Here is a 13,024-nt window from a genome sequence, read left to right as displayed (position 1 = left end):
AATGCAATTGTCCAGCGAGCTCTAGAGTGTCAATGCTCGGTCTGAAGCAAGCGTGCGGCTGGCGGATAGTGTGTCAATGTCTGCCGTAATGGACCTGCAGATAGTCAATCCTTGGTTGTAACATTGACAGTCAATGCCATTTTCGTCTGAATTGCTGACGCCTATATTTTCCGGGGGATTCACGTTGTCAATCCATCAGGGAGATAGGTGATACCAAGCATTACTGGCCGGATGATCCGTTGATTGCTGAACCGACTGCCCGGATCAAGCCGAGAAAGTAAGTACATCGCAAATCTAATGTGGGAGCTGGCTTGCCTGCGATGGCATCACCTCGGTCTGTCGGATAGACCGAGGTGCCTGCATCGCGGGCAAGCCCGGCTCCCACACAAGCCAGCTCCCACACTGTTTTGCAGTGTTAGTTACTGCGCGGCGGGCAACAGGAACCGCGCAATCACCGGCAAATGATTGGAGATACGCACCGTATCGCTCTGGCGCACCTTGCTCTCAACCTTCTTGATGCGCGAGCTGTGGAACAGGTAATCCAGCGTACGGTCCGGCCCCTCTACGGTTGGGTCATTCGGGAAATACGTCAGCCACTGGTCCCGGTCAATCCCGCTGGATTGGCTGTTGCTCGGGATCATCGGGTACTTTTCCCACAGCAGGTGCAGCTCACTGTCCGGCGAGTATTGTCCGCGCTTGCCGGGGTCCAGGCGCAGGAACTGTCCCAGCGGCAGCAGGTTGAAATCCCCACCCATCAGCCATGGCGTGCCGCGGCTCTCGAATTTATCCACCAGCTTGACGGTCGCCTGCACCTGTTCCAGCACGGCGTTGTGCCCGGGGGCCGCGCCGTCCAGGCGAGTATTGAGCACGGCCAACTGGCCGCCATCGCTCAACGGCAGGTAGGTCAGCAATAACGCGGGCTTGGGCTGGAACTGACGGCTGATCAGGTTGGCGCGTGCTACCGGCAATTGCAGGCGCTCGGCGTGTTCGATCTGGTAGCGGCTCATGGTCACCAGCTTGCGACCGACGCTGCCGAAGATATGCAGGTCGGGCACGAAGTCGGCTTTCCAGTCGAAGGCCTGGGCGCTGCACGGGTAGAGGTCGGCCAGGCGCTCCTGGAGCAAGGCCAGTTGGTCCTGGTAGCTGGAAGGCTTGGCGCCTTCGTCGACTTCCTGCAACAGCAGGATGTCGGGCTGCTCGTCGCGGATCACCCGCGCCACTTCGTCGAGGCTTGAAGCCATGTCTTCAACGGTCGGGCGGTCGTCCGGGCCGCTGCCGTCCGGGGTGTCGTACCAGAACACGTAGTTCTTGCCCGCCAGGTACTGCACGTTCCAGGTCATGACCTTTAGCGCCTGCCCAGGCAGCAGGGTCGGCGCACGGGGCGCGACGCAGCGGATGGGCAGGGTTTCCTTGTCGGCAGGGCGCCAGGTCAGGCTGTAGATCAAGCCGGTCAGCAGGGCCGCGAGGATCAGCAGGCCCAGCAAGGTAATGCGCAGTAGTCGGGTCATCGGCTCGGCTTATGGCGTTGCAGGACAGGCCCGGAGCATATCACCGCGCGTCGGCGTCGCCACCAATCAACATGAACAGGCGGAACAACACCACGCTGGTGAACAGTTGCAGGAAGCTTTGTGCGCTGTCGATCAGCAGGCCCAGCAGCGGGTTCGGGTCCGGATAGACCGCCACGCTGGCGCCCTTGAGCAACCACAGCGGGGTCATCACGCACAGCAGGCACACCAGGATCCGCCAGAAATGCCCACGGGTCAGGCGCAGGCTTTCCTTCATGGCCGACAGCGCCGACATGCCCCGCAGCACCAGCAGGTATTCGGCGAAAGCCAGCACCACCATCAGCCACAGGCCGGGCAGGAAATACAGCGACAGGCCCAGCAGGATCAGCAGCGTGCTGATTGCCGTCAGCAGGGCAAAGCGCGGCCACAGGGTCAGGGCCATGGCCAGCACATCCAGGGTGCGCGGCGATTCACCCCGGGTGCGGGCGTCGAGGAACAGGATCAGTGCGCCGGTGTACAACGGGTACACCAGCAGCCCGATCACCACGCTGTAACCGGGAAACGCGTCTGGGCCGAGCGTGTGGTCGAGCACCTGTTGCAGCAGGGCTTCGAGGATCACCAGTGGCAGGCACAACTGCACGATGGCGCCCAGGTTGCGCTTGAAAAAGAAGAAGGAGTCGCGCAATACGTCTAACGGATTCATCAGGGTCTTCACAGGCCGAAAAGCAAGGGCGTTACTTTAACCGATCAAGAGCAGATGCAAGCAAACGTAAACCTTGCGTAAAGACCATTGAAACAATCAGCAACAGCCCCATAACTGGGTTGTACCTTGCACATCGTGCGCAAGGCGAAGATTTCTACCGGCAATCTAACGAGGTCGCCATGAACAGCGAAGAACAAACCCTGATCGACGGACTGTTTTCACGGTTGCAGCAAGCCGAAACGGACTCAGCCCCCCGCGACGCCCAGGCTGAAGCGCGGATCAAGGAACACGTCACTCGCCAACCGGCCGCTGCGTACTACATGACCCAGTCGATTCTGGTGCAAGAGCACGCGATCAAGAGCCTCGATGCGCAGAACAAGCAGCAGGCCCAGCAGATCCAGGAGTTGCAGGACCAACTGCAACAGGCCAGGTCCCAGGCGGCGCAGCCTGCACCGAGCAGTGGCGGTTTCCTGTCGAGCATTTTCGGCGGCGGTTCCCGTGACCCGCAGCCGACCCAGAGCGCACCGGCGTCGTCGGGCGGTGGCTGGCGTGAACCGGCGCGTCCGTCGTTTGGCGGGCAACCTGCGCCGCAGCAGAACTACGGTGCTCCCCAGCAGAACTATCAGCAGCCACAACAGGCACCCGCAGCGCCGATTGGCAGCGGTTTCCTCAGCGGCGCCCTGAAAACCGCAGCTGGCGTGGCCGGTGGTGTGATGCTGGCAGAAGGCATCAGCAGCCTGTTCAGCCACAACTCGCAACAACCGCAAGTGGTTGAAGAGATCATCCGCGAAGAGCCGGCCCCGGCCAGCGACAACGGCAACTGGGGCAACGACGACCAGAAATATGCCGGCAACGACAGCTGGGGCAGCGATAACGCCTCCGACAGCTTCGCCGACAACGACTATTCCGACGACTCCTCCTCCTTTGGCGACGACGATTCCTTCGTCTGACCCACACTCAACCGGGGTGCTTCGTCGCCCCGGGCTGATTTTTCTCGGAAACTCCCTTGTGGCTGGCATACTGACAACCTTTCCGGGCCCTTGAGTCCGGGGTCCATGCGCGTGTCATGAGGATTTGCGGTGAAAAAGATAGCCGTGTTCGCCGATGTACAAAACCTCTACTACACCGTGCGCCAGGCGTACGGCTGTCACTTCAACTACGCCGCCCTGTGGGCTGATATCAGCCAGCGCGGGCAGATTGTCGAGGCGTATGCCTATGCCATCGACCGTGGCGACAGCAAGCAACAGCAGTTCCAGCAGATCCTGCGCAACCTGGGTTTTACCGTGAAGCTCAAGCCTTACATCCAGCGCAGCGACGGCTCGGCCAAGGGCGACTGGGACGTGGGCATCACCATCGACATCATGGACGCCGCCGCCCATGTCGACGAAGTGGTGCTGGCCTCCGGCGACGGTGATTTCGACATGCTGCTGGACCGCATCATCAGCAAGCACGGCGTCGAAGCCGTGGCCTACGGCGTGCCGGGGCTGACGGCCAACTCATTGATACGCGCCGCCAGCCGCTACGTGCCGATCGAAGGCGCGTTGCTGCTTAAATAGATTTTTGACGGAGTTGGAACAGGTTTGGAACGTATAGCGGTCATCGACTTTGAAACCACCGGCATCCAGCCGAGCAGCAGCTGCCGGGCCACGGAAATCGCCGTGGTCATCCTGGAGCAGGGCCAGATCGTGGACCGCTACCAGAGCCTGATGAACGCTGGTGTGCGTGTGCCGGGGTTTATCGAGCAACTGACCGGCATCAGCAACGCCATGCTGCGCACCGCACCGTCGGCGGAGCGGGTGATGAACGAGGTGAACGAGTTTGTCGGCACCACGCCGCTGCTGGCCCACAACGCCGCGTTTGACCAGAAGTTCTGGGATTTCGAGCTGGGGTTGATCCGGCGTACGCGTTTGCAGAAATTTGCCTGTTCGTTGCTGCTGGCGCGACGCTTGATGCCGGCGGCGCCGAACCACAAGCTGGGTACCCTGACCTCGTTTGCCCAACTGCCCCACACCGGCAAGGCCCACCGGGCGATGGCGGACGCGGAGATGGCGGCGAACCTTACCGCGCATCTGGCCGAGGAACTGCGCCGCACCCACGGGTTGCGGGAGTTGTCACACGAATTGCTGTGCAGCTTGCAGAAGGTTCCGGCGGCGAAGATCAATGATCATCTGAAGAAGCATCGCGGGTTCTAAGTCGCTTGAGCAGAACTCCATCTTCAACATGACGAAGATCCAAATGTGGGAGCGGGCTTGCTCGCGAATACGGAGTATCAGCAAACACATGCGCTGACTGACACACCGCATTCGCGAGCAAGCCCGCTCCCACATTAGTTTTGCGGTGTTATCGAGGCTGCAAGCAGTCCAGCGACCGATCCACCATCACCTTCGAATCAGTGAAGCTACTGACGTCATCGCAGGCAAGCCAGCTCCCACAGTTGAGCGAGGGTGTTTCAGGCAACTCGGTCAACTATGGCGATCGTTCCCACGCTCCGCGTGGGAATGCCGCCCTGGACGCTCTGCGTCCGCTCTTCAAGTTGTGACGCAGAGCGTCACCGGATGCGTTCCCACGCAGAGCGTGGGAACGAGCTGCAGAGCGGCGTGTTCAGTTGCCACTCTTCCCATTCCCCTCCAACTGCCCCAACGGCACCCGCCGCTCTATCGCGCTCGACAAGATGATCGAGGTCTTGCTGAACCCGAATTTCGCCACCCGATTGATCAGGTTCTCCAGCTCCGGCATCGAGCCCACCGCCGCCTGCATGATCACGCACGGATCGCCCGTCACCCGATGGCATTCAGTCAACTCGGGAATTTCCGAAAGCGCGTCGTAAACCTTCTGGCTCCCATGATTGGTCAACCGCAACTCAATCACGCACTGGATCGGCAACCCCACCTTCGACAGGTCGACCTTGGCCTGATACCCGGTAATCACACCACTGGCTTCCAGTTTCGCCACCCGCTCAGCCACGGCGGGCGCAGACAGGTTCACGGTGCGCGCCAGTTGCGCGTAGGACGCGCGGCCGTCTTCCAGCAGGGCGCTGAGAAGCATACGGTCGTATTTGTCCATGATAAGGCTCCGGGAATGCATAGCTTTCGAAAGCACGGTTTATAGCCTTGATAACCATGTTTTGAAAAGTGTACTGGCGCTTTAAACAGGTTTTGTAACTTATGTTTACGGCCGGGGATTTCTAAAATAACGCTCCCTTGTCCTGCCACAGAGCTGCCCAATGCCTGGCCCACGTCGCTTTCCCTTACCGTTGATCGCCGCCTTTTTTGCGTTGTATGTGATCTGGGGGTCTACCTACCTGGTGATTCGCATTGGTGTGGAGTACTGGCCGCCGCTGTTGCTGGCGGGGATTCGCTTTATGACGGCGGGCGCGCTGATGTATGCCTTCCTGCGCTGGCGTGGGGCCCCGGCGCCGACGTGGGTGCAGTGGAAGGCTGCCGCGAAGATCGGCATTTTGCTGCTGACCTTCGGCAACGGTGCGGTCAGTGTGGCCGAACATACGGGCGTGGCGTCCGGGGTTGCCGCGTTGGCGGTGGCGACGGTGCCGTTGTTCACCTTGCTCTGTGGTTATTTCTGGGGCGCGCGTAATACCCGTCTGGAATGGGCCGGGGTGGTGCTGGGGATTATCGGTATCGCCATGCTCAATATGGGCTCCAACCTGCAATCGAGCCCCACCGGTGCGGCCTTGCTGATTTTTGCGGCAGCGGCCTGGGCCTTTGGTTCGGTGTGGAGCAAGCATTTGCCGCTGCCTCAAGGCGCGATGGCCAGTGCGGCGGAGATGCTGATCGCAGGTTTCGTGCTGCTGTTGCTCAGTGCCGTCAGCGGCGAACACCTCCAAGCCATGCCGCCGCTGGAAGGCTGGCTGGCCCTGGCGTACTTGACCGTGTTCGGCTCGATCATCGCCTTCAATGCCTATATGTACCTGCTCAAGCACGTACGCCCGGCGGCGGCCACCAGCTATGCCTACGTCAACCCGGCGGTGGCGGTGTTGCTCGGGATTGTGTTTGTCGGTGAGACCATCGGCACGGAAGAAGCCCTGGCGATGTTGGTGATTATCAGCGCGGTGCTGCTGATCAGCCTGCCACAGTGGCGAAAGCCAAAACCGGAAATAAGGTAAACTGCCGCGCATTGCGACCCTGCGCTGACTTTTTCCTACGGTATTTCCATGACTTTCGCCACACTTGGCCTGATCGAACCCTTGCTGCGCGCCCTTGAGACGCTTGGCTACCAGACCCCGACGCCGGTGCAGGCGCAAGCCATTCCGGCGGTGCTGGCAGGCCGTGACCTGATGGCTGCGGCCCAGACCGGCACCGGCAAGACCGCCGGTTTCGCCGTGCCGCTGCTGCAGCTGCTGACCATGGAAGGGCCGAAAGTCAGCGCCAACTCGGTGCGCGCGCTGATCCTGTGCCCGACCCGCGAACTGGCCGAGCAGGTTCATGCGAGCGTCGCCGAGTACGCCCAAAACGTGCCGCTGACCACTTACGCCGTGTACGGCGGCGTGAGCATCAACCCGCAGATGATGAAGCTGCGCAAAGGCGTTGATGTGCTGGTCGCCACCCCTGGCCGCCTGATCGACCTGTTCCGCCAGAACGCGCTGAAACTCAACCAGCTGCAAACCCTGGTGCTGGATGAAGCCGACCGCATGCTCGACCTGGGCTTCTCCGAAGAACTGGCGAACATCTACCGCATGCTGCCGAAAAAGCGCCAGACCTTGCTGTTCTCCGCAACCTTCTCCGACGAGATCCGCCAGTTGGCCGGGCAGATGCTCAACGACCCGCTGACTGTCGAAGTCAGCCCGCGCAACGTCGCTGCCAACACCGTCAAGCAATGGGTGGTGCCGGTGGACAAGAAGCGCAAGGCGGAACTGTTTGTGCACCTGATGCGCAAGGGCCGCTGGAAGCAGGTGCTGGTGTTCGCCAAGACCCGTAACGGTGTGGACGCGCTGGTGGAAAAGCTCCAGGGCCTGGGCATCAATGCCGACGGGATTCACGGCGACAAGCCACAAGCCACGCGCCAGCGTGCGCTGGATCGCTTCAAGAGCAGTGACGTGCAGATCCTGGTGGCCACCGACGTGGCGGCCCGTGGCCTGGATATCGAAGACTTGCCGCTGGTGGTCAACTTTGACCTGCCGATCGTGGCCGAGGACTACATCCACCGCATCGGCCGTACCGGTCGTGCGGGCAACACCGGCGAGGCGATTTCCCTGGTGTGCGCCGATGAAGTGAACATGCTGTCGGCCATCGAGATGCTGACCCGTCAGACGTTGACCCGGAAGATGGAGCAGGACTTCGAACCGGAGCACCGTGTGCCGGATACCGATGCCACTGGTCAGGTGGTGAAGAAGCCGAAAAAGCCGAAGAAACCCAAGGCTTCGGGCGGCGGTGGTGGCAAGCGCAACCTGGGCAAGTGGGTGGACAGCGGGGAGGCGACGCCGGTCGAGCCTTCGATCAAGCCAGTGCGTAAGGTGCCCGTGTTTAACACCGGGCCGCGGAAAAAGAAGTAGGGCTTGTTGGTTATCAAGTAAACGCATAGTGACTACCGTGAGCGGAGCAATTCCGCTCGCGTCAAGTTGTGCCTCGTCATCCTTGATGAGTTATTGCTTGTGATTTGGATATTTTTTGTAATTGTCGCCGTGTTTAAGTACTGGAACTTAAAATGCTTCATTTCCACTGAGGTTGAGTCAGAAACTGATTTCTGAATGACGAACTTAGATGGAGATGTAGATATGGCTGTGTTTTTAGTACCTTTTGTTTTGCCGGTCCTGGCGGCGGCGGGCATTATCGGCGGCGTTGTTGTAGACGGCGAAATCAAGAAAGGCAAGGCCGCTGACGAGAAAGCTTTCAAGCAGGTAGAGTTGCGTGTGGCCGAATTAAGGTCCCGGGTTGAAGACCATGCGGCGCGCGGCGAGTATGGGCAGGCAATCCATTCGTTCAGAGAGTTGATGTCGTTGTATGAGGCTAATTATTCGATCAGTCCTGAGATAAGGGCGCCATTGGATAAGTATCTACAGGATATGCTTTATACCAGTCAGGAAGAGGGCCAGAAACTCAGCTACGCCTTCAAGCAGGAATGGAACGATTTGAAACACGGCGATCCTTCCAGACTCTTCAGTGCGTATTCAGGTTATATAGAAAATCTGAAAATTTTACTGCCTGAAGAGGATGCTTTCCTGCAGAAGCAAGTAACAGCTTTTAAACGTGCCTATCCCGATCTAACAGCCAGTTGAGTCAGAGGTAACTTTGCTGCCGGGCGGTGATGGGGTGAGTGGGTCATGCCGGGGTGGCCGGCCTCAACCACTCAAGAACACCGCGCCCTGCCGCCTGCCCGCTGGCAAAACACCCCGTCAGCAAATACCCGCCCGTCGGCGCTTCCCAGTCCAGCATCTCGCCTGCGCAAAAAACGCCCGGCAATTGCTTGATCATCAAGCGTTCATCCAGCGCCTCAAACGGCACGCCGCCTGCGGTACTGATGGCTTCATCCATTGGCCGGGTTTTCACCAGCGTCAGCGGCAGCGCCTTGATATCCACCGCCAGCTGCGCCGGATCATTGAAGTGCTCCGCCGGTGACAGCTCGCGCAAAAGCGCCGCCTTCACCCCATCCAATCCCAACTGACTGTGCAAATGCTTGCTCATCGAGCGTGAGCCGCGCGGCTTGCTCAGCGCTGCGATCACCTTGTCCAGTGGCTTACTCGGCAACAGGTCAATGTGCACCGTGGCCGATCCATCCCGGTTGATCGCCTCACGAATCGGTGCCGACAACGCATAGATCAGGCTGCCTTCGATGCCCGTGGCGGTGACCACACATTCCCCCAGCCGTGGCTTGTCGTCTGCCAGGCCAATGGCGACGTTTTTCAGCGGTACCCCGGCGAATTTGCTGACCATCAACTCGCTCCAGGCCGACACCTCGAAGCCACAGTTGCTCGGTTGCAACGCCGCGTAAGGCACGCCTTTGTCTTCCAGCAACTTCAGCCACGCCCCATCCGAGCCCAAGCGCGACCAACTGCCGCCGCCCAAGGCCAGCAACACTGCATCACCGCGTACGCTTTTGTCGCCCTCGGGGCTGTGGATAAGCAGGCTGCCATCGGCATGCCAGCCCAGCCAGCGATGGCGGGTGTGGATAACTACGCCCTGGTCGCGCAGGCGCTTGAGCCAGGCCCGCAGCAGCGGGGCGGCTTTCATGTCAGTAGGAAACACCCGGCCGGAGCTGCCGATAAAGGTTTCAATCCCCAACCCGTGTATCCATTCGCACAACGCTTCGGCACCGAACTGGCGCAGCAACGGCGCCATGCACGGCGCCCGCTCGGCATAGCGCGCCAGAAACTGCGGGTACGGTTCGGAATGGGTGATGTTCATGCCGCCCACGCCCGCCAGCAGGAACTTGCGGCCTACCGAGGGCATGCCGTCGTACAGGTCGACCCGGATCCCGGCCTGGCTCAACACTTCGGCGGCCATCAGCCCGGCCGGGCCGCCGCCGATGATGATGACGTGTTGAGATGGGGTTTGAGTCTGGGGCATGGGGATAACTGCGGTTCGGCAAAGTAGGCCGAGCATTCTACCCGAGGATGCTCATGCTGCCTGATCAAAAAACATACAGCCTTCTGCAGGCCAGGCGGCTTATGGCCTGCAGGGGCTTTCACTCAGGTTATCCACAGGCAGTTCCACAGCGATTGTGGGTAACGCGCATAACTCAATGACAGCCTGATGACGTCCAGACGCGCTGCGCGCTGTGGTGCAGGATCCCGTGGCGACGGGCCAGGGCAGGGCGGTCTTTGCTGTAGCCGCCGCCGATCACCCCGACCACCGGAATATCGCGGCCCAGGCAGTGCCGCATCACGCTTTCATCGCGGGCGGCGACGCCTTGGTCTGTCAGCTTGAGGTAGCCGAGGGCGTCGTCCTTGTGTACATCCACGCCGGCGTCATACAGCACCAGGTCGGGCTGATACAGCGGCAGCAGGTAGTTGAGGGCATCGTCGACCACCTTGAGGTAGTCCGCGTCGCCCATGCCCATGGGCAGCGGGATGTCCCAGTCGCTTTGCGCCTTGCGCGCGGGGAAGTTCTTTTCGCAGTGCAGGGACACGGTGATTGCATCCGGGGTGTCGTGGAGGATGCGTGCGGTGCCGTCGCCCTGGTGCACGTCGCAGTCGAAGATCAGCACCCGGTTGACCCGCCCGCTGGCCAGCAGGTAATGGCTGATCACGGCCAGGTCATTGAAGATGCAGAAACCCGCCGGGTAATCGTAGTGGGCGTGGTGGGTGCCGCCGGCCAGGTGGCAGGCCAGGCCGTGTTCCAGGGCCTGCTCGGCGGCCAGCAACGAACCGCCCACCGCGCGCACGGTGCGCCGGGCCAGGGCTTCGCTCCAAGGCAGGCCAAGGCGCCGTTGGTCTTCGCGCGACAACTCGCCGCTCATGTAGCGTTCGATATACCCAGGTTCATGGGCCAGGGCCAGAATCTCGGCGGGGCAGAGTTCCGGGCGCAGCAGTTGGCTGTCCCGTGTCAGGCCGCTCTCCACCAGGTGGTCACGCAGCAGGCGGAATTTATCCATGGGGAAGCGGTGGTCTGCCGGGAACTCGGGGCTGTAGTCGTCGTGGTAGATCAATGGCAAGGGCATGGCGATTTCTGACGGGAACCAGCGACGGATCTTAACAGCGCGTTACACTCACGCACATGGCAAGGGAGGGGGACCAATGGAGCCGATACTGCAATTGGAAAGCGCACGCCTGGTGCTGCGCCAATGGAGCGATGCCGACTTGCCGGAGTTTGCGCGCATGTGCGCCGACCCGCAGGTGATGCGGTATTTCCCGGCCACCTTGAGCCGCCTGGAAAGTGCCGCGCTGATCGGGCGTATTCGCGGCCATTTTGCCGAGTACGGTTTTGGCCTATGGGCCTTGCAGCGCAAGGACAGCGGCGAGTTCATCGGCCTCACCGGCTTGCTGAATGTGAGCTTCGAGGCCCCGTTCACTCCGGCGGTGGAGATCGGCTGGCGCCTGGCCAGGGAACACTGGGGCCTGGGTTACGCCAGCGAAGCCGCCTGGACTGCCCTGCGCTGTGGTTTCGACCGGCTGAAGCTGGACGAAATCGTTTCGTTTACCACTGAAGCCAATCTGCCATCACAAAAAGTCATGCAGGCCATCGGTATGCATTACGATCCCCTGGCAGATTTTGAACACCCTAAGGTCGCAGCCGATGACCCCTTGCGGCATCATGTGTTGTATCGCATCACCCGCGCCCAATGGTTGGACACGCTGCACGGATAAGCAGCCCGGAATGCCCAATAGATTGTTGTAGGAGATGCTCTATGAGCCAAGTGTTGGAAGATCTGGTGGACCTGCTGACCCTGGAACCGATCGAGGAAAACCTCTTTCGCGGCCGCAGCCAGGACCTGGGCTTTCGCCAGCTGTTCGGCGGCCAGGTGCTCGGCCAGTCGTTGTCGGCGGCCAGCCAGACCGTTGAAGAGGCGCGGCATGTGCATTCGTTGCACGGTTACTTCCTGCGCCCCGGCGATGCGGCGTTGCCGGTGGTGTATTCGGTTGACCGGGTGCGCGATGGCGGCAGTTTCAGCACGCGCCGGGTGACGGCGATCCAGAAGGGCAACCCGATCTTCACCTGCAGCGCTTCGTTCCAGTACGACGAAGAAGGCTTCGAGCACCAGACCACCATGCCCGTGGTGGTCGGCCCGGAGAACCTGCCGTCGGAGCTGGAGCTGACCCAGCAGCGCGCGCACCTGATTCCCGAGCACATGCGCGAAAAGCTGCTGTGCCCCAAGCCAATCGAAGTAAGGCCGGTGACCGAGAAAGACCCGTACAACCCGCAGCCGTCCGACCCGGTCAAATACGTGTGGTTTCGTGCGGACGGCGCCCTGGCCGACTCGCCGGCGCTGCACAAATACCTGCTGGCCTACGCTTCGGACTTCGGCCTGCTGACCACCTCGCTGCTGCCCCACGGCAAGACCGTGTGGCAGAAAGACATGCAAGTCGCCAGCCTCGACCACGCGCTGTGGTTCCACGCCGACCTGCGTGCCGATGACTGGTTGCTCTACGCCATGGACAGCCCATGGGCCGGCAATTCCCGTGGGTTCTCCCGGGGCAGCGTGTACAACCGCGCCGGGCAACTGGTGGCATCGGTCACCCAGGAAGGCTTGATTCGTCATCGCAAGGATTGGGCATGAGCCTCAGTGATGTGAAGCACTGGGTGTTCGACATGGATGGCACCCTGACGGTGGCCGTGCATGATTTTGCGGCGATCCGCGTGGCCCTGGATATTCCGGCGACTGACGACATTCTTACGCACCTGGCGGCGTTGCCCGCCGATGAAGCAGCGGCCAAGCATGCGTGGTTGCTCGCGCATGAGCGTGAGCTGGCGCTGGGTTCGGTAGCCGCTACCGGTGCCGTGGAGTTGGTGCGGGAATTGGCCGGGCGGGGTTATCGCCTGGGCATCCTGACGCGCAATGCGCGGGAGCTGGCCCATGTGACATTGCAGGCGATCGGCCTGGCGGACTGCTTTGCGGCCGAGGATGTGTTGGGGCGTGATGATGCGCCGCCCAAGCCTGACCCGGGTGGTTTGTTGAAGCTGGCGCGAGCGTGGGAAGTGGCGCCGCAAGAGATGGTGATGGTCGGTGATTACCGGTTTGATCTGGATTGCGGGCGGGCGGCGGGGACGAAGACTGTGCTGGTCAATCTGCCGGAAAACCCGTGGCCGGAGCTGGCGGATTGGCATGCTGAAGATTGCGCGGTATTGCGCCGGATGATTTAGTCCGGTCGATGAAAATCCAATGTGGGAGCGGGCTTGCTCGCGAATGCGGTGTGTCAGTCAATACA

Annotated in this window: 14 protein-coding genes; 9 read left to right on the top strand and 5 right to left on the bottom strand. The window is 61.0% G+C overall.

Annotated elements, in window-relative coordinates; translation table 11 throughout:
* Window positions 1-419: 419 nt before the first annotated feature.
* Together ACW9I6_RS12175 and ACW9I6_RS12170 are read right to left on the bottom strand one after the other, a co-directional pair.
* Window positions 420-1,508: an endonuclease/exonuclease/phosphatase family protein gene (locus ACW9I6_RS12175; RefSeq protein ID WP_134327357.1), complete on the bottom strand. Its 1,089-nt coding sequence runs from the start codon at window positions 1,506-1,508 to the stop codon at window positions 420-422.
* A gap of 40 nt (window positions 1,509-1,548) precedes the next feature.
* Window positions 1,549-2,208, bottom strand: a complete 660-nt coding sequence (locus ACW9I6_RS12170; protein ID WP_003215498.1) for a YciC family protein — start codon at window positions 2,206-2,208, stop codon at window positions 1,549-1,551.
* 179 nt (window positions 2,209-2,387) lie between these two features.
* On the opposite strand from ACW9I6_RS12170, the gene ACW9I6_RS12165 reads away from it, so the two are divergent.
* The 3 genes from ACW9I6_RS12165 (at window position 2,388) to ACW9I6_RS12155 (ending at window position 4,400) form a co-directional block, all read left to right on the top strand.
* Window positions 2,388-3,158, top strand: a complete 771-nt coding sequence (locus ACW9I6_RS12165; RefSeq protein ID WP_457339349.1) for a DUF2076 domain-containing protein — start codon at window positions 2,388-2,390, stop codon at window positions 3,156-3,158.
* A gap of 129 nt (window positions 3,159-3,287) precedes the next feature.
* Complete coding sequence (locus ACW9I6_RS12160) at window positions 3,288-3,764, top strand: NYN domain-containing protein (protein WP_003215502.1); 477 nt, start codon at window positions 3,288-3,290, stop codon at window positions 3,762-3,764.
* A 24-nt stretch (window positions 3,765-3,788) separates the two neighbouring features.
* Complete coding sequence (locus ACW9I6_RS12155; protein ID WP_003215504.1) at window positions 3,789-4,400, top strand: 3'-5' exonuclease; 612 nt, start codon at window positions 3,789-3,791, stop codon at window positions 4,398-4,400.
* Window positions 4,401-4,809: 409 nt separating this feature from the next.
* Here ACW9I6_RS12155 and ACW9I6_RS12150 read toward each other — a convergent pair whose 3' ends face one another.
* Complete coding sequence (locus ACW9I6_RS12150) at window positions 4,810-5,271, bottom strand: Lrp/AsnC family transcriptional regulator (RefSeq protein ID WP_003215506.1); 462 nt, start codon at window positions 5,269-5,271, stop codon at window positions 4,810-4,812.
* Window positions 5,272-5,431: 160 nt separating this feature from the next.
* On the opposite strand from ACW9I6_RS12150, the gene yedA reads away from it, so the two are divergent.
* From yedA to ACW9I6_RS12135, 3 genes are all read left to right on the top strand, one after another.
* Window positions 5,432-6,328: a drug/metabolite exporter YedA gene (gene yedA / locus ACW9I6_RS12145; protein ID WP_008436601.1), complete on the top strand. Its 897-nt coding sequence runs from the start codon at window positions 5,432-5,434 to the stop codon at window positions 6,326-6,328.
* A 48-nt stretch (window positions 6,329-6,376) separates the two neighbouring features.
* Entirely contained in the window at window positions 6,377-7,714 is a 1,338-nt protein-coding gene (locus ACW9I6_RS12140; protein WP_003215511.1) for a DEAD/DEAH box helicase, read from the top strand.
* 195 nt (window positions 7,715-7,909) lie between these two features.
* Complete coding sequence (locus ACW9I6_RS12135) at window positions 7,910-8,437, top strand: hypothetical protein (RefSeq protein WP_238544249.1); 528 nt, start codon at window positions 7,910-7,912, stop codon at window positions 8,435-8,437.
* A 43-nt stretch (window positions 8,438-8,480) separates the two neighbouring features.
* Here ACW9I6_RS12135 and ACW9I6_RS12130 read toward each other — a convergent pair whose 3' ends face one another.
* Both ACW9I6_RS12130 and ACW9I6_RS12125 read right to left on the bottom strand, forming a co-directional pair.
* The gene (locus ACW9I6_RS12130; protein ID WP_457339348.1) at window positions 8,481-9,725 is read right to left on the bottom strand and encodes a TIGR03862 family flavoprotein; all 1,245 of its coding nucleotides are present in this window, start codon (window positions 9,723-9,725) and stop codon (window positions 8,481-8,483) included.
* A gap of 172 nt (window positions 9,726-9,897) precedes the next feature.
* A complete protein-coding gene (locus tag ACW9I6_RS12125) occupies window positions 9,898-10,818 on the bottom strand; it encodes a histone deacetylase family protein (RefSeq protein ID WP_008436610.1) in 921 nt (306 codons plus the stop codon).
* Between the two features lie 76 nt (window positions 10,819-10,894).
* On the opposite strand from ACW9I6_RS12125, the gene ACW9I6_RS12120 reads away from it, so the two are divergent.
* Genes ACW9I6_RS12120 through ACW9I6_RS12110 form a run of 3 tightly spaced genes read left to right on the top strand, consistent with a single transcriptional unit; the run spans window position 10,895 to window position 12,959 of the window.
* Window positions 10,895-11,464, top strand: a complete 570-nt coding sequence (locus ACW9I6_RS12120; protein ID WP_003215518.1) for a GNAT family N-acetyltransferase — start codon at window positions 10,895-10,897, stop codon at window positions 11,462-11,464.
* A 41-nt stretch (window positions 11,465-11,505) separates the two neighbouring features.
* Entirely contained in the window at window positions 11,506-12,375 is an 870-nt protein-coding gene (gene tesB, locus ACW9I6_RS12115; protein ID WP_003215520.1) for an acyl-CoA thioesterase II, read from the top strand.
* Complete coding sequence (locus ACW9I6_RS12110) at window positions 12,372-12,959, top strand: HAD family hydrolase (protein ID WP_003215522.1); 588 nt, start codon at window positions 12,372-12,374, stop codon at window positions 12,957-12,959. The genes tesB and ACW9I6_RS12110 overlap by 4 nt, the downstream gene beginning before the upstream one ends.
* Window positions 12,960-13,024 lie beyond the last annotated feature (65 nt).

This window comes from Pseudomonas sp. SDO5522_S412 (assembly GCF_054071215.1).
Note: the sequence above shows the minus strand (reverse complement) of the source record. Positions and strands in the feature narration are given on the sequence as shown.